The sequence below is a fragment of the Gracilibacillus ureilyticus genome, assembly GCF_900111195.1.
Lineage (GTDB): Bacteria > Bacillota > Bacilli > Bacillales > Amphibacillaceae > Gracilibacillus > Gracilibacillus ureilyticus.
Genome location: NZ_FOGL01000016.1, coordinates 83,154 through 99,299 on the forward strand (window position 1 = coordinate 83,154; position 16,146 = coordinate 99,299).

General features: G+C 40.2%; 13 protein-coding genes. 3 read left to right on the forward strand and 10 right to left on the reverse strand.

Features of this window, described 5'->3' with window-relative positions; translation table 11 throughout:
- The first annotated feature begins 13 nt into the window (after positions 1 to 13).
- Positions 14 to 1,513 carry a BCCT family transporter gene (locus tag BMW36_RS14965; protein WP_089742552.1) on the forward strand — a complete coding sequence of 500 codons (1,500 nt, stop codon included), beginning with the start codon at positions 14 to 16 and terminating at the stop codon, positions 1,511 to 1,513.
- Positions 1,514 to 1,533: 20 nt separating this feature from the next.
- On the opposite strand, the gene BMW36_RS14970 is transcribed toward BMW36_RS14965, so the two are convergent.
- Positions 1,534 to 2,970: a carbon starvation CstA family protein gene (locus BMW36_RS14970; RefSeq protein ID WP_089742554.1), complete on the reverse strand. Its 1,437-nt coding sequence runs from the start codon at positions 2,968 to 2,970 to the stop codon at positions 1,534 to 1,536.
- A 237-nt stretch (positions 2,971 to 3,207) separates the two neighbouring features.
- On the opposite strand from BMW36_RS14970, the gene BMW36_RS14975 reads away from it, so the two are divergent.
- Complete coding sequence (locus tag BMW36_RS14975; RefSeq protein ID WP_175480485.1) at positions 3,208 to 3,672, forward strand: DUF421 domain-containing protein; 465 nt, start codon at positions 3,208 to 3,210, stop codon at positions 3,670 to 3,672.
- A 27-nt stretch (positions 3,673 to 3,699) separates the two neighbouring features.
- Here the strand turns inward: BMW36_RS14975 and BMW36_RS14980 are convergent, their stop codons facing one another.
- Positions 3,700 to 4,785: a hypothetical protein gene (locus BMW36_RS14980; protein ID WP_089742558.1), complete on the reverse strand. Its 1,086-nt coding sequence runs from the start codon at positions 4,783 to 4,785 to the stop codon at positions 3,700 to 3,702.
- Positions 4,786 to 4,947: 162 nt separating this feature from the next.
- Here BMW36_RS14980 and BMW36_RS14985 point away from each other — a divergent pair, with 162 nt between their 5' ends.
- Complete coding sequence (locus BMW36_RS14985) at positions 4,948 to 5,445, forward strand: hypothetical protein (RefSeq protein WP_089742560.1); 498 nt, start codon at positions 4,948 to 4,950, stop codon at positions 5,443 to 5,445.
- 76 nt (positions 5,446 to 5,521) lie between these two features.
- On the opposite strand, the gene BMW36_RS14990 is transcribed toward BMW36_RS14985, so the two are convergent.
- The 8 genes from BMW36_RS14990 to BMW36_RS15025 form a co-directional block, all read right to left on the reverse strand.
- Positions 5,522 to 7,240, reverse strand: a complete 1,719-nt coding sequence (locus BMW36_RS14990; protein WP_089742621.1) for a hypothetical protein — start codon at positions 7,238 to 7,240, stop codon at positions 5,522 to 5,524.
- A gap of 40 nt (positions 7,241 to 7,280) precedes the next feature.
- Positions 7,281 to 8,114, reverse strand: coding sequence for a carbohydrate ABC transporter permease (locus BMW36_RS14995; RefSeq protein ID WP_089742562.1), 834 nt, complete (start codon positions 8,112 to 8,114; stop codon positions 7,281 to 7,283).
- A complete protein-coding gene (locus BMW36_RS15000; RefSeq protein ID WP_089742565.1) occupies positions 8,107 to 8,976 on the reverse strand; it encodes a carbohydrate ABC transporter permease in 870 nt (289 codons plus the stop codon). The genes BMW36_RS14995 and BMW36_RS15000 overlap by 8 nt, the downstream gene beginning before the upstream one ends.
- Before the next feature lie 71 nt (positions 8,977 to 9,047).
- Positions 9,048 to 10,310, reverse strand: coding sequence for an ABC transporter substrate-binding protein (locus BMW36_RS15005; protein WP_089742567.1), 1,263 nt, complete (start codon positions 10,308 to 10,310; stop codon positions 9,048 to 9,050).
- 310 nt (positions 10,311 to 10,620) lie between these two features.
- Positions 10,621 to 11,625, reverse strand: a complete 1,005-nt coding sequence (locus BMW36_RS15010; RefSeq protein WP_089742569.1) for a LacI family DNA-binding transcriptional regulator — start codon at positions 11,623 to 11,625, stop codon at positions 10,621 to 10,623.
- 155 nt (positions 11,626 to 11,780) lie between these two features.
- Positions 11,781 to 12,677: a myo-inosose-2 dehydratase gene (iolE, locus tag BMW36_RS15015; protein ID WP_089742571.1), complete on the reverse strand. Its 897-nt coding sequence runs from the start codon at positions 12,675 to 12,677 to the stop codon at positions 11,781 to 11,783.
- Between the two features lie 15 nt (positions 12,678 to 12,692).
- The gene (gene iolD, locus BMW36_RS15020; protein ID WP_089742573.1) at positions 12,693 to 14,615 is read right to left on the reverse strand and encodes a 3D-(3,5/4)-trihydroxycyclohexane-1,2-dione acylhydrolase (decyclizing); all 1,923 of its coding nucleotides are present in this window, start codon (positions 14,613 to 14,615) and stop codon (positions 12,693 to 12,695) included.
- 59 nt (positions 14,616 to 14,674) lie between these two features.
- Positions 14,675 to 16,135 carry a CoA-acylating methylmalonate-semialdehyde dehydrogenase gene (locus BMW36_RS15025; protein ID WP_089742576.1) on the reverse strand — a complete coding sequence of 487 codons (1,461 nt, stop codon included), beginning with the start codon at positions 16,133 to 16,135 and terminating at the stop codon, positions 14,675 to 14,677.
- Between the last annotated feature and the right edge of the window lie 11 nt (positions 16,136 to 16,146).

Below are 16,146 nucleotides of genomic sequence, written 5' to 3' on the forward strand. Positions count from 1 at the left end.
AAAGGAGGATTCAATGAACAGGAAAGAAAAAACAAGACCTGGAGTTGTTTTTTATACAAGTTTTGGTATCATTGCAGTTCTGGTTTGCTGGGGTGCTTTCTTTCCGAAGCATTTAAGTGATACATCGAATGCAGGGATGGGCTGGATGAATGAGTATTTCAGCTGGTTTTATATGCTTGCTACAACGATATTTGTTTTGGCATGTTTGTATCTTGCCATCAGCCCTTACCGGAATATGAAATTAGGGAAACAAGACAGTAAGCCAAAATATTCTTTCTTTTCCTGGCTAGGTTTGCTTTTTGCGACAGGAATGGGCGTCGGGCTTGTATTTTGGGGAGTGGCTGAGCCTGTCCTGCTTTATGTTGAGCCACCTCCGGGATATCAGGCGGAAACAGAAGCGGCGGCAGAGGCTGCGTTAATGTATAGTGTTTTCCACTGGGCCCTTCAGCCTTGGGGTGTTTTTGCCATTATCGGTTTGTCGATGGCATTTTTTAAATTCAGGAAAAAGCGCCCCGGGCTTATTAGTCATGCATTCTATCCATTAATAGGCGAAAAGGCAAATGGAGCGCTTGGAAAAGTGATTAACATTCTATCTACCATAGCAACTGCCGTTGGTGTGGCAACAACGTTTGGGTTAAGTGCCATGCAGGTAAGCGGCGGACTCTCAGAGGTTTTCGGCACACCAAATAATGAAATCAGCCAGCTGATCATCATTGCTGTGATTACCGGCTTGTTTATTACCTCTTTATTATCAGGGGTGGACAAAGGGATCCGCTACTTGAGCACAAGCAATATAATTGTCGCAGGCGTTTTGATGATCCTCGTATTATTTCTGGGTCCTACTGCATTTTTACTGGACAGTTTTGTCACTGTTCTGGGCCAGTACATCGGTGAGTATATTCCGTTAAGCTTATCCTTGTCTCCATATGGTGATGGAGATTGGCGAGGCCAGTGGACAATCTTCTTCTGGGCATGGGTGATCGCCTGGGGACCTTATGTCGGAACATTTATTGCCAGAATTTCGCGCGGCAGAACAATAAAGGAATTTGTGCTCGGGGTATTGTTTGTCCCGGCATTGCTTAGTGCGGTCTGGTTTTCGATCATGGGCGGTACCGGCTTGCACAAGCAGATTATTGGCGGGCTGGATATTGCAGGGAAGGCGCAGGAAAATGAAGAACTGGCATTTTTCCTTATGCTCGGCGATTTACCGTTCGGTTTGATATTAAATATTCTCGGAATACTGCTTATCTCTATTTTCTTTATTACATCCGCTGATTCAGCAAGCTATGTATTAAGTGTGATTTCATCGAAAGGAGTCCTTAATCCTGCGAAATTTGTGAAATTAGCCTGGGGATTCTGTATTTCGATTACCGCAGCGGTATTGCTGCTGAGCGGTGGTCTGGAAGCCTTAAGAGCTGTGGCGATATTGGCGGCACTTCCGTTTACTGCTATTGTGCTTGTGATGATCGTTTCTTTAGTAAAAGGATTAAAAGAAGAACAAGGGACAGGCTGAGTTCCTCCCCCTTGTTCGGATTATGATGCTGCGTCTATCATATCAACTTCTATCTTCCCTGCTTTATTTTTTCCTGCTTTATTAAAGAACAGATACACAAGTCCGGCAGTAAGGAATATGCCGACAATAAAGGAAAGATTCAAATCGAGATTGAACCCAATTTTTGCATTGAGAATATATACAAAAACCATATATGTCATAAATATTGCTGGTATTAAAGAGATCAAATAATTTTTCCCTTTTACTATTAGATACATTGTAGCAATCCACAATGCGATCACCGAAGTTGCCTGGTTGGCCCAGGAAAAATATCTCCACAAAATGTTAAAGTCAATGTTTGTTAATATATAACCAATCGCAAACAGTGGCAATGCAATGATTAAACGGTTGAATACTTTTTTCTGTCCCAGACCAATATAATCTGCCACGATTGACCTTGCCGCCCGAAAAGCTGTATCTCCTGATGTAATCGGAAGAACAATCACCCCTAGAACGGCAACTGTACCTGCAATGGCACCGAGCAGGGTCACAGATATCTCGTTAACTGCTGCAGACGCTGTACCTGTTGCAATAACTTCACTTAATGTCCGGCCATCGAATATACTCATCGCTGCCGCCGCCCAAATCATTGCAATAATCCCTTCGGCAATCATCATCCCGTAGAAAATGTAACGTCCTTGCGATTCTTTCTGGGTTGTTCGAGAAATAATTGGTGATTGTGTTGCGTGGAATCCAGATAAGGCACCACAAGTAATTGTAAAGAACAGTAACGGAAATACCGGTAAGTTTTCAGGGTGCAGGTTTTGCAGTGTCAGTTCCGGGATCGTATAATCGGAAAATACGAGGGAAATTCCTATCGATACAGTCCCGATTAACAAAATCGCTCCAAGCACTGGATAAATTCTGCCGATAATTTGATTAACCGGCAGGATCGTGGAAAGGAAGTAATAAAGAAAAATAGCACCTAAAATTACCCCGAATGCAACTTTTCCATCCAATAGAATATCTATTAAGGAAGCTGGTGTTGTAATGAAGACAGTACCAACTAAAACTAGCAATAATAAGGAAAAAGCGTTCACCAGATGACGCGAGAACTTTCCAAGAAACTTGCCTGCCAATTCTGGAATATGTGCCCCGTTATTCCGAATGGAGATCATTCCAGTTAAATAATCATGAACTGCCCCGGCAAATATGGAACCGATTACAATCCAAAGAAACGCAACAGGACCATAGAGCGCCCCCATAATTGGACCGAATATCGGACCGGTACCCGCGATGTTGAGTAACTGAATCATAGCATTTCGTTGTTTATGCATCGGAACATAGTCTACCCCGTCATTGATAGAGTTTGCCGGTGTATCTCTTTTATCTGTTGGGCCAAAAATCTTTTCAACGATTTTACCATATGTGAAATAACCAATAATTAATATAATTATAGATGCTAAGAAAGTGGCCATCATAATGCCTCCTCTTTTATAATGTAATCGCTTGCTTTATCTATTCTAACTTTTTCCCAGTATTTTTCAAGAGGTAAAAATATACACATCTAGCAGCCTAGACCTTTCCTTCCATTTTATCAGAAGTGTAATAATCTCATGTTGAGTATAAAAAGCAGCGACAACTATCCACTTAAGTGTAGATTACTCTGTATCAGGGAATGGAAGAAAAAAGGTCTCTTGAGGAGGAGATATTCTATGCTTTTCAGCGACTATAACACCTTACTGAATATCCTGATTAAAGGTGTCTGTGTTTACATCTTTATTATCCTTGCATTAAAGATATTCGGAAAAAGGAGCCTGGCAAAACTGAATGCATTCGATTTCATTGTGACGATTGCTCTCGGTTCCATACTTGCATCCACACTGACAAACAGTAAAGTTACCGTTTCTGACGGATTTGTCAGCATCCTGATCGTTTTATTTCTGCAATACTTGGTCTCCAATTTTGCTGTGAAAATTCCGTTCCTGAATAAGTTCATTAAGTCCGAACCAGCCCTTTTATATTATGAAGATAAGTTTTTGACCAAAGCATTGGAAAAAGAACGGGTACAAAAAGAGGAAATCATGCAGGCTGTCAGAGAGAGCGGCGAAGATGATATGAGTCAAATTAAGCAGGTTATCCTTGAAACGAATGGTTCACTGTCTGTTATCAAAAAATAAAGGGGCTCAGTTCGCCCCCGTGCTATCCTATAATTTTTTCCTTACCCATTTGAAAATCATGAAGAAGTACTTACCGACTAGAAAGAATGCAATCACAGTATACATGTAGAAGAATACTGCATCTTTAAATTCTTCTGTTACACCCGGTGTTACTATTGCTGCGATGCTGATACAGAGAACTAATATCAGACTATCCAGCAATGGCTGATACCATTTAATTTTCCTAAAATTGAAGAAATAAAGTGCTAGAAGTGTAACTATCCATGGCAGCATGTCACTTTCAGAAGCGAAAGTTCCGTCTTCTACCGGAAACTGTGGAAATACGAGCATAACAAGCGGGATATGGACAAGTCCCAAAACAATACCGGCATATTTTTTCTTATTATTGCGTTTCTGGGTGAGTTGTTTTTGTTGTTCTGTTAAAAATTCATCATCAAAATCGAGTTCATCCATCATCTCACCAGGTTGGAATGCCAATTTTCCTGCATACTTCTGTTTAGGGATCGCTTCGATTGCCTCTGGTGTATTTGGTGTTACTTTCACACCACATTCTGTATGAAAAAGAGGAACATGCTTCTCCTGAAAAACGCGGATCCAGTCATCAATAAATTGCTGATTCGAACTTGTAAAGTCGAGAATTTTATCTTCCCCTTTAATCATAAATCTTGCACTAACCATCCAGGAAAGTTTATGCCTCATCCCAATAAAAGAGGAATATGTTGTACGGTATGTCGTGTTCGCACTTTTTCCGATCAGCACATAATCAATAGTTTCATATGGTAATAGAATCTCCCCTGTTCTGTTCTCTTTCTTGTTATGATACCGGTAAAAGTAGCCATCCTCACGAAGCTGGATATTAATCGCATTATCCAGATATTTTCTAAGATTTTTATAGGCAAAAATAGCTAACGAGATTATGAGTATCCCCGCAATTAACAGGAAAAGAAAATACACGATCCCACTCTCCGCCCCAATATAAATGGAAAATATAATACCAGCTAAGCCGAAAAGCGTCAGAAATATAATCAGCGCAATATGTGCAGCTATCGCCCATTTAGGCAGTTCATTACTAATATATCGGTGTTGGTTCTTGTCACTTGAGAACATTTCCACTATCCATTCACCTCACTGTTGTCCGTCGCAATTAATCATACCATATTTATCCATTACGAAACCTCTTAACAGTATTGTTCGTATATTTATTATCGAATTGGTCATTTGGTAAATCCAGTTTTGTGATATAATGGAAATAAGAAAACAAGGGGGGCGTTAGAAGTGAAAATAACATTGGAATTTCTGCGGTTCATTTGTCTGTTTATTGTACTGTTTGCGGTTCTTGGCATAGTAATACCGATCGGCTTATTATTTTTCGGAGTGGATCCTTACAAATATGGCTGGATCGCGATAATTGGTGTATTTGTCTCTGTTTTTGCCATCTATAAAAAGAAGGGCTGGGGTAAAGATGTGAACCTCCCCATTCTCGGCATTTCAGCTCTTTCCATGATTCTTTTATCAGCAGTAGTCCCGGATATGGTTCCTGAGCAGTTTCACGCCTCAACATATATTTACACTTATGGACTTCCTTTTCCGTATTTTTCTTTATATAGTGAAAGTGGAGCGAACTTTATGCTTCCCAATTTACTTTCGTTCAGATTGACGAACTGGGATATGAACATTATAGGATTTTTTATGAATATATTTCTGTTTTATGTTTTATTCAATTGGCTGATTAAAAAGTTTCCGATTACTAAATATAAAGAGATTAGTCAGTAGAACTGGCAATAATCCCAATTAGCTGTGATGCTGATTGGGATTTTCATCAGCTATAAATATCCCCCCCAAAAAAAAATTAAGAGATAGATATGCTGAACTTTTTATCAATTGGTGAGAGAAGATTTACCCGGTAAAATGCTAGATTGTTGCCTGTATTTTTATTTCCTAAGGATTTCTGCCAATGTTCATATTCGCCTGCCAAGAGTGTCATTTTATTTTTCTCCTGTTGAATATCCAGCTTGCCTTCTTTCCAAAAGTAATTTCCTTCATTCAAATTCTCTATTCCTTCTCCCTTACTGGCGATATTCTCATCAAACACAAAAACCACCTGTGTAAACACATCCTCCAATTCATCTGTTTGAATATGAATGGACCAGTCTTTCTCTTTCCTTAAAATATCTACCCATATGTGAAAGGTTTGTTTATGTGTAGATTCTCTTAACTGATGCGGAAGGAGATACCATATACTTGTATTATTCGGTTTGCTGTTATCCAATGGTGGAAGCGGGCCTGTATATCCCTTTTCTAAAACTGCGGATAATCGGTACCCGCCATCTATTTTCTTAATAGAATCAAATTCAACTACACCTGGTGAAAAGCTGGTATATATCTGTGTTCCGAGTAGCTTTATTTTTCCGTGGCGTAATGAGAAAATCGATGAATTCATCCCCATAATTGTTGCACTAATATCCTTATTACGATATCGTACCGTTTGTGCACCAAATGATGTGTGCATACTACTGTGTTCTATTCTCGAATAGTGCCCTACAGCTTCCATTTTGTTCATATTTTCTTTGACCTGGTATTTCTCATTAATGAACACTTCATATTCCTTAGGCAGTTCCGCTCTGTCAATATTTTCTTCCTTTATAAAAGGAAAATACAGATAGCCTAGCATCATATGATTATTTACAGGACCTGTATCTTCCATATTCTCCAGAGCCAAATCTGCCATCGACATGTATTGCGGGTTTGTATCTTTATATGCCATTAACCGGTAAATCAAATGATATGGTGAAAGGTCAAACCTGTTCCCTAAATCCTGCCTGCCAGAGTAATCTGTGACAACTTCTCCATCAGGGTGGACGAGATACATCATCATATCGAGGTTTTTCCTTATATACCCATAAAGCTCTGTTTTTCCCAAAAGGGAAGCCGTATGATATAAACAAATATTACTGACAGAGTTGTAGATTCCATTGCTTCTTTCAGTCCATTCCCCGTCCTCAGTCATATCCATTCCTTCCAGCAGCCATTCTTCTGCCCTTTGCTTTAACTCCAGATTACCGAATATATTATATAAATGCGCCAGTGCAGAAGCCAGTACCCACCGGTGGTTTGGCGTATGGCATCCACCTGTTAACATAGCAGGAATCGTTCTTTTTAGAAATAATGCTACTTTATCTGCAAAGCTTTCCTTTTTGTTCTTTTTCAGCAGCGAGTATATCTGTGCAAAACCAGTAACAATGAAGGCTGTGTCTGGTGGGGAGTGGTAATTTGTCCAGCCCGGCGAAATCGTTCCATCATTATGCTGCTTATTTAACATATAATCGAGCGCCATTTCTATTCTTTCTGCTAGTTCCTCATTTTCAAAATAGGCAGAATCCTTATTCACATAAGAGCATACCCAACTCCCAATCACACTGCCAGTACCGGTGTGACTCGGGCTTGGTATGCCTGTATTTTGATTAATAATACCACCGAAGTACCTGCTGCCTTTATCCTTCACCTGATGTTCAAAATGCATCATTGTCATTTCATCATTTTTCACTAGAAGACTGTTATACCCGTTCAATTGTAATCCCTCCCCTTTGGACAATACACTCTCCTCATCCTTATCCCTTCAAACCGGATGTCGCACTTGTATCCATGATATAGCGCTGGAAGACGATGAAAATAATGATCATCGGAACTAACGATATAATGGAAGAGGATAGTAATAACACCCAATCGATATTATCTGCACCAATAATACTGCGTAATGCGATTTGGACCGTATATTTATTCGGGTCACTTAACACAATTAATGGCCAGATATAATCATTCCATCTCCATTGAAAAGAGAAGATTGCTAAAGTAATTACTACAGGCTTAGCAATAGGAAGCATCAACTGGAAAAATATTTTCCCTTCACTTGCCCCGTCAATTCTGGCAGATTCCAACAAATCGTTAGGCACTGTCATAAAATACTGCCGGAACATAAATATACCTGTGGCTGTATTAATCGAAGGAATAATTAAACCTGCTAAACTGTCATAAAGTCCAAGATCTAAGATTACCTGGAAAGTAGGGGTCATAATAACCTCTGTCGGTAACATCGTCGTTGCCAGCATACAGATCAAAAAGACATTCAGCCATTTATAACTGTATTTAGCTAAAGCAAAGCCGCAAGTTGCGCTTGCTATAATTGTCAATACAGTAGTACCTACTGCCACAATCAATGTATTAACAAAGTACTTGATAAATTCCATTGTCGCCCATGAATATTCAAACCCCTCTACAGTAGGATTTTCCGGAAAAATGGTCAGCGGGTATGAAAATAACTCACTTCCTGGTTTAAGGGAACTTAGTAATAACCACAATATAGGGAAAAGGTACATAAAAGCAACGATATACAGGGCTGTTGTAAGCATGACTGTTGCAAATCTATCCGTTAATTTACTATTCATTTACCCTTCCCCCTTTTGCAAATCTAAATTGCAATAACGCGAATACCAGCAGAATCACAAAAAGCACCATGGAGGCAGCACTTGCATATCCAATCCTCATCTGGTCAAAACCTGTCTGGTAAATATACTGGACTATAAAAGTTGTATCCGTTCCAGGACCGCCATTTGTTAAAGCCTGAACCATAGGAAACTCTTTCATCAGATTAAATACCGCTAATAAAATAACTAAGAATGATGTAGATCTAAGTGAAGGCAGGGTGATGTGCCAAAATTTCTGCCATCCGGAACCGCCGTCCACATCAGCTGCTTCATATAGTGATTTAGGGATACTGATTAATGCCCCGATAAAGATAAGCATATTAAATGCTGTTCCTCCCCAAGCTGTTGCAAACAGTACAACTAAGAAAGCAAAATTACCATTGGAAGACCACGGAACCGGATCTCCTCCAATTAACTGAATTACATAGTTAATGAAGCCGAAACTTTCACCGAACATCCATCTCCAAAGTACACCAACTACAATAGGAGAAACCAGCCATGGGAAGAAGAAAATAATTTTGGCAACATTTTTGCCTTTTGTATGTTTCGTAGTAAGCATAACGGATACAAATAATGAGGTGATATAGACTAATGGAACCCCTACTGCTGTATATATAAATGTCCGTGACAGTGCCTTATAGAAACTGGAATCCTGAAACAGACTGATATAATTTTCCAAACCGATAAAAGTTGCTTCGTTTCCGTTATATTCCGTCAGAGAATAATAGACACCGAGTATCGCAGGCCATGCAAAGAAAAGTAAAAACAACACTAAGTTTGTGACGATAAATAAAAATGCCCATTTTCTGTTGGTATCTTTCATTTAATTCATCCCCCTCCTTCATCGCTGTTTTTCTTCTAACAGCGGCCAATTACATGACCGCTGTTATTTTTTTATTCAACATAGGCGTCTGTCATTGATTTTTTTACATTCTCAATTGCTTCATCAATCGTAATCTCCTCATTTAAAGCCTTCATCACTTCATCTGCTAAAGCTGTACCAAGACTTCTTTGGGAAACTAACTGCTTCCTGACTAATTCATTACGCTGCTGGCTTGCAATCGGATCAGATGCTGCTATCTCGTTTTGGTAAATCTGATATGCCTCTGGCGCTAATTCATATTCCACTTCTGCATTCTCTGTAACTGGTAAATAACCGCCATATGTCGCCAGTTCTTCATAATTTTCTTTCTGGTATAACCAGTCAATAAATTCTTTTGCCTGTTCTTCCTGACCAGACCCTTCAAATCCAACAAGATAGTTACCACCTAAATTGGTAGCCCTTACATCTTCATACGGCATATATACAGACTCCCACTCAAAGTCTTTAATGTTGGAGGCGAAGTCTGTTATTTGCCATGATCCTGACATATATGCTGCAACTCTTCCACTCTTAAACATCGATGAAGCATCCTCACCTGCTGTCCAAACTGCTTTTGGCATGATCGTATTATCATTCATATCGATAAACCGCTGTAGTGCATCTTTTGTTTCATCGTTTGTCGTATATTCATCTCCATCTTGGTAAAATCCTTTACTTCCATGCTGATATAAAAAGGCATTTAGTCTATGTTCCGAATTATCCATAACCATACCGTACTGTGCATCCGTTTTTTCCACTACTGTATTTATTGCATTCAGAAATTCTTCCCATGTCCATATATCCTCTTCATTCTCCGGATATGACACTCCCGCTTCCTCGAATAATGATTTATTGATAAACATACCTACTGCCGTCAGATCCAGTGGTGGTGCGACTAATTTATCATCAACTGTAATCCCCATATCTGTCATGACATTATTCTTTTCGGCAATCTCTGTTAAGTCCATTAACTTTCCGTTCCATGCAGGATTGAAGCCGGTGACACGTGCTAATGCCGGTGGTTCTTCTGCACGCATCATATTCGTTATTTTCGTTACCATATCCTCATACGGAACATCGACCACTTCAATTTCAATACCTGTCTCTTCTGTATATTTTTCAGACATTTTCGTTAAGGCAGAACCTTCTACAGTATCACCAGAAACGTAAAACTGCATCTTTTCCTCATTAGACCCTGCTTCACCTTCAGATCCCGACTGAGATTCACTATCGCCTGAACATGCCGTTAAAATGACTGTCAACAAAATGAATACTGATAAGAACGCTTTTTTCACACTTAACCTCTCCCTTTGTAAAATTATTCCCCTTTTGTAAGGGCTTTCTTTTTTACTTAAAAAAATATCGCTCCCCTTCTCATGCCACGATTTAGTTAAGCGCTTTCTTAATTTGCATTTTATCAATTATTCTAGCTGAACACAAGTATTTTTTAAACTTTTTGTGTGAACACTTATTATTATAAGACTTTGCATCATTCCGCATTACCTTTATTTTTCCAAAGAAAAAAGGAGAACAATGCCGTCCTGCACTGCTTCCTCATATTTCGATCAATTTAGTTAAGCGTTTAATTTTCTAAGCGCAACAAAATTATTTACTTGTAAGACGGGCTGATGTATCTCTTACAATCAGCTTCGGCTTAAATAATATACGCTCTGCATTCTCTTCCTCTTTATTAATATTGCTAACAATCACATCAACAACCTTTTTACCCATTTCATTAACAGGCTGAGCAACTGTAGTGAGAGAAGGCACTGTCGTTGTTGCCAGAATCGTATTATCAAAGCCGACAATGGAAAGGTCCTGCGGAATCCTGATACCTTGCTCTCTTGCCCCTTGAATCACACCGATAGCAATTAAATCATTGCAAGCAAAAACAGCAGTTGGCTGGTCGCTTCTCTTCAGGATCTCTTCTAAGCATGTCTTCCCATTCTCGATCGAAGCTACCGTTTGATACACCATGCTCTCATCATAGTTATAACCATAAGTTTCATATGCTTCCCGGAAGCCGTACAATCTCATTTTACTGCTTAACCTCTGCTCTGTAATAATCACTATATTCTGGTGACCTAATGATAATAGATGAGAAGTAGCTTCATAACCGCCTGTGAAATCATCGACAGAGACGGAGGTAACTCCCAGTGAACCTGCATCCTGTGTCAGCATGACCAATGGTATACCTGCACTTTTAATATCTTCTAACAGTTTTTTCTCATGAAAGGAAGATGCAATGATAAAGCCATCCACTTGCTTTCTGCGCAACAGTTCCAAATACTTTTTTTCCTTTTCTTCATCTTCGTCCGTACTGCACATAATTACACTAAGCCCTCTTTCATGGGCTCTGTCCTCGATTGTTCTAGCCATTTCGGAAAAGAAAGGATTCGATATATCAGGCACCAGCAAACCAAGCGTTTGTGTTTTCTTACCAGTTAAGGCAGAAGCCATGACGCTCGGAAAGTAATTTAATTCTTCCATCACTTTCATTACCTTCTGTCTCGTAGTGTCCCGCATATTTCCCGTGTTATTAATAACTTTAGAGACAGTTGCTATCGATACTCCGGCTTTTTCTGCGACATCATAAATTGTAATCTTCACTTTCCTCACCTACTTCCGTCGTCCATATGACCTAAAATAAAATAATCTTTACAAAGAAAATTACAATCCTATTTTATCATATTTCCCTGATAAAATAACATTGTAATCATTTGTCCAACATTGTTCTTTTCCATAATCTTTCCAGTGAACAAATATTAAAGACCCGCTTTATCGCGCAAATATTTTCTAGCGATTAATGCATGCTCCAAAGGATTTGCTTTCATCGGGTCCTGTTCTGCCTCGACTAACAGCCATCCTTGATAGCCGGACTGTGACAGTATGTCAAAAACCGGTGAGAAATCATACCCGCCGTCCCCCGGCACAGTAAATACACCATGCTTAACCGCTTCTAAAAAGCTCCAATTTTCTTTCCTTACACGATCAGCAATATGATCTCTGACATCTTTTAAATGGACATGCTTAATACGCTCGAGATACTTTTCTAATATATAAAGCGGATCATCACCAGAAAAATATAGGTGACCTGTATCAAACAATAAATATACAAGTTCTTCCTCTGTCGCTTTCATCAGTCGGTCGATTTCTGTTGATGTCTGTACGCCCGTCCCCATATGGTGGTGATACACCAGTTTCATCCCTTTTTGCACAGCTAACTCTCCCAGTTTATTTAATCCATCAGCTAAATCAGACCATTCTTTGTCGGAGAATATTGGTTTGCTGCTAAATAAAGGTGTATCCATTTCGCCTTGAATACTTTTTCCTTGTTCAGAAATAACGATGACTTCTGCTCCCATTTCATGGAGAAAATCACGATGCTTGATAAACTCCTTTTCTGTTTCTTCATAAGGCTTTGTCGTTAGATAAGAGCTGAACCAGGCACTTGCAATTTGCAATCCCCTTAACTTAAGGGCTTTTTTTAATTCATTGCTATCCTTGGGATATTTGTTGCCGATTTCCGTTCCTGTAAATCCTGCTAATGCCATCTCACTGATACATTGCTCAAACGTTATCTCCCCGCCCAGTTCCGGCATATCATCATTCGTCCAGCCGATTGGGGCAATCCCCAATTGCACAGCCTCCTTATCAAACATTTTCCCTCTCCTCCTTTAATACTTTCTGGCAGATGCTAATTTCTCTTTTCTTTCTTTCGATGATCGCTCGATTTCCGGATTTTTCGCAACTTCTGCCACACCTACATTCCACCAGGAATCATAGCCATGTGTCATCGTTTTAGGTAAAACTTTCATATCAATTAATGTAGAGCAGGATTGTTTCTTCGCATCCTGTAAAGCAGCAATTAACTCTTCCACTGAAGTCGCCGTGTACGTCTTGACTCCATATGCAGCAGCGCTTTCTGCATAGGATATGGGAATAATCTCCCCGGTAAGCTGGCGTGTCTTTTGATCCCTCTTGCGAAATTCTGTCCCAAAACTGCCCATTCCGTGGTCCATTTGTAAATTATTGATACAGCCAAATCCGGCATTGTCAAACAACAGTACATTAATCTTCTGACCCTCCTGGATACTTGTCACTAATTCCGAATGGAGCATTAAATAGCTGCCATCCCCAGTCATTGCATAGACTTCCTGTTCAGGTGAAGCTAGTTTGGCACCGAAAGCCCCTGAGATTTCATAGCCCATACAAGAATAGCCATATTCTAAATGATAAGTATCCGTACTACGGTTTCTCCACATTCTCTGAAGGTCTCCCGGCAGACTGCCTGAGGACCCGACAATAATGGCATCCTCTGCTATATGATCATTAATTACACCAATTGCTTGTGTTTGAGTGAGAGCAGTTTGCAAGGCTTTTTGATATTCTGCTAATCTATCATCAAGATGCCCTTCAATTTCCGGCGTGAAGTCAGCTCCATACTGAATGTTAGACAGACGCTGAACTTCCTGCTGCCATTCCGATTTGATCCTTGCGATTTCATCTGTATATGCTGTTTGGTAATGATGTTGTGCCAATTTCTGATCAAGCTCCTGTAAGGCAACCTTCGCATCAGCAACTAATTTATGAGCATCTAATTTAGAAGCATGGTAGTCTGAATTATTTATCGAGATAAAAGCAGCCTCTCTATGTTGAAACAAATTTTTAGAAGATGTAGTGAAATCCGTAAACCTTGTTCCGATCCCGATAATTAAATCCGCTTCCTTGGCGATTCGATTTGCAGCAAAATTACCCGTTACACCTATTCCTCCAAGATTCATCGGGTGGTCACTAATGACAGCACTTTTTCCTGCCTGTGTTTCGGCAAACGGGATTTTATATTTCTCCGCAAAATCAGCCAGCAACTTCCCCGCACGGCTGTACCGGACACCGCCACCGCAGATGATAAGCGGTTTTTGTTTTTTCCTGATTAACTTTACTGCATTGTCTAATTCAAAGTCATCCGGCTTTCTCTGCGGGAATCGGTGCACTCTTTTTTTAAAAAAATAATCAGGATAATCATACGCTTCCGTTTGTACATCCTGGGGAATCGCAATCGTTACAGCCCCTGTCTCCGCTTGCCTTGTTAATACTCGCATCGCATTGATAAGAGCTGTCATCAATTGTTCCGGCCTTGTTATTCTGTCCCAGTATTTACTCACAGGCTTCAATGCATCATTGGTTGATAAGGTAGGGTTATGCGCCTGTTCGATTTGCTGTAACACAGGATCTGGCTGACGGGAAGCAAATGTATCCCCTGGTATTAACAGTAACGGTATATTATTAGCGGTAGCAGTGGCTGCAGCTGTTACCATATTAGCTGAACCCGGACCGACAGATGCGGTACAGGCAATTAATTGCTGATGATGCTTCTGTTTGGCAAATGCTGCAGCGGCATGGGCCATTCCTTGTTCATTGCGCCCCTGGTACACCTCTAGATCACCACTATCCTCCTCCAGCGCCTGTCCAATGCCCAATACATTTCCGTGACCGAAAATAGTGAATATTCCCTTGAATAATTTATTTTCCTGACCGTCTACCTCAAGATATTGCTGATTAAGAAATTTTATTAGCGCTTGTGATGTCGTCAATTTCATCCAATCACCTCAATCTATTTGATGAAAAGGCTGCCGGATCTTCCCGGCAACCTTCACTCTTATACCCAGCGTGATGTCACAACTTTCTTTCTTGTGTAAAACTCTAGACCGTCTTTTCCATTGGCATGAAGGTCTCCATAAAACGAATCCTTCCAGCCGGAGAAAGGGAAGAATGCCATTGGTGCAGGGACCCCAATATTGATACCGAGCATTCCGGCATCAATTTTCTCCCGGAAGTCACGGACTTTTCCGCCATTATTCGTAAATAAGCATGCACCGTTCGCAAATCTGGACTGATTAGTTAATTCAATTGCTTCATCCAGGTCTTTTACTCTGGCAATTGATAAAACGGGAGCAAAAATCTCATCCTGCCAGATTTTCATTTGGCTTGTCACCTGATCAAAAATAGTTGGTCCGACAAAATAGCCTTGATCTTTACTCTTTGGATCATCTCTGCCGTCCCGGATTAACTGCGCACCTTCCTTTATCCCTGTTTCTATATATTGTAATGTTCTTTTTTTGTGTTCATCACGGATAACTGGACCTAAAAAAACATTCTCTTCCAGCCCGCTTCCTATTGTAATTTCATTAGCCTTTTTCACTAATAATTCGATAAACTGATCTGCGATACCCTCTTCCACCGCTACGACAGAACATGCCATACATCTTTCACCAGCAGAGCCAAAGGAAGCATTTAAGATTTGAGTTGCCGCATTTTCCATGTTGGCATCTTTTAAAACGATGGAATGATTTTTCGCACCTGCCAATGCCTGCACCCGTTTCAGATTAGCTGTCCCTCTTTTATACACATATTCAGCAACCGGCTGGGAACCAACAAAAGAGATTGCTTTGATATCCTGATGATCCAATAAGCCGTTTACTACATCATGAGCACCATGGACAACATTGAGCACACCATTTGGCAATCCCGCTTCTGTAAATAATTCTGCTAATCGATTGGCTAATAATGGTGTTTTTTCTGATGGCTTTAATATAAATGTATTACCAGCGACAATCGCTAACGGGAACATCCAGCATGGAACCATTCCCGGGAAATTAAAGGGAGTAATCCCGCCTACAACTCCGATCGGATAGCGATAAACGCCTGACTCCAGTCCTGTTGCAATGGAAGGCAATTGTGAACCCATCATTAATGTAGGGGCACCTGAAGCAAACTCTACACATTCAATCGCACGAAGCATCTCTCCATGAGCTTCTTTTAGATTTTTGCCATTCTCCTTTGTAATAATTTCTGCTAATTCATCCCAATGTTCTACTAATAATTGCTGGTATTTAAAAAGGATTCTCGCTCTCTTCGGAACAGGAACTTCCTTCCATGATTCAAACGCATTATTCGCCGCTTGAACAGCCCTGTCTACATCTTCTTTCCCAGATAGCGGAACCCTGGCCAATTCTTCGCCCGTAGCAGGATTATAAACGATCTCTTCCTGATCGCTTTCAATATCTATCCATCTTCCGCCAATAAAATTTTGCAGTTTATATGTTTGTGCTTCTGTCATCTCAAGATCTC

Excerpts from the sequence above, each read along its gene's own strand:
- BMW36_RS14965 (WP_089742552.1), top strand. The coding sequence starts at position 14 with ATGAACAGGAAAGAAAAAACAAGACCTGGAGTTGTTTTTTATACAAGT.
- BMW36_RS14970 (WP_089742554.1), bottom strand. The coding sequence starts at position 2,970 with ATGGCCACTTTCTTAGCATCTATAATTATATTAATTATTGGTTATTTC.
- BMW36_RS14975 (WP_175480485.1), top strand. The coding sequence starts at position 3,208 with ATGCTTTTCAGCGACTATAACACCTTACTGAATATCCTGATTAAAGGT.
- BMW36_RS14995 (WP_089742562.1), bottom strand. The coding sequence starts at position 8,114 with ATGAATAGTAAATTAACGGATAGATTTGCAACAGTCATGCTTACAACA.
- BMW36_RS15000 (WP_089742565.1), bottom strand. The coding sequence starts at position 8,976 with ATGAAAGATACCAACAGAAAATGGGCATTTTTATTTATCGTCACAAAC.
- iolE (WP_089742571.1), bottom strand. The coding sequence starts at position 12,677 with ATGTTTGATAAGGAGGCTGTGCAATTGGGGATTGCCCCAATCGGCTGG.
- iolD (WP_089742573.1), bottom strand. The coding sequence starts at position 14,615 with ATGAAATTGACGACATCACAAGCGCTAATAAAATTTCTTAATCAGCAA.
- BMW36_RS15025 (WP_089742576.1), bottom strand. The coding sequence starts at position 16,135 with ATGACAGAAGCACAAACATATAAACTGCAAAATTTTATTGGCGGAAGA.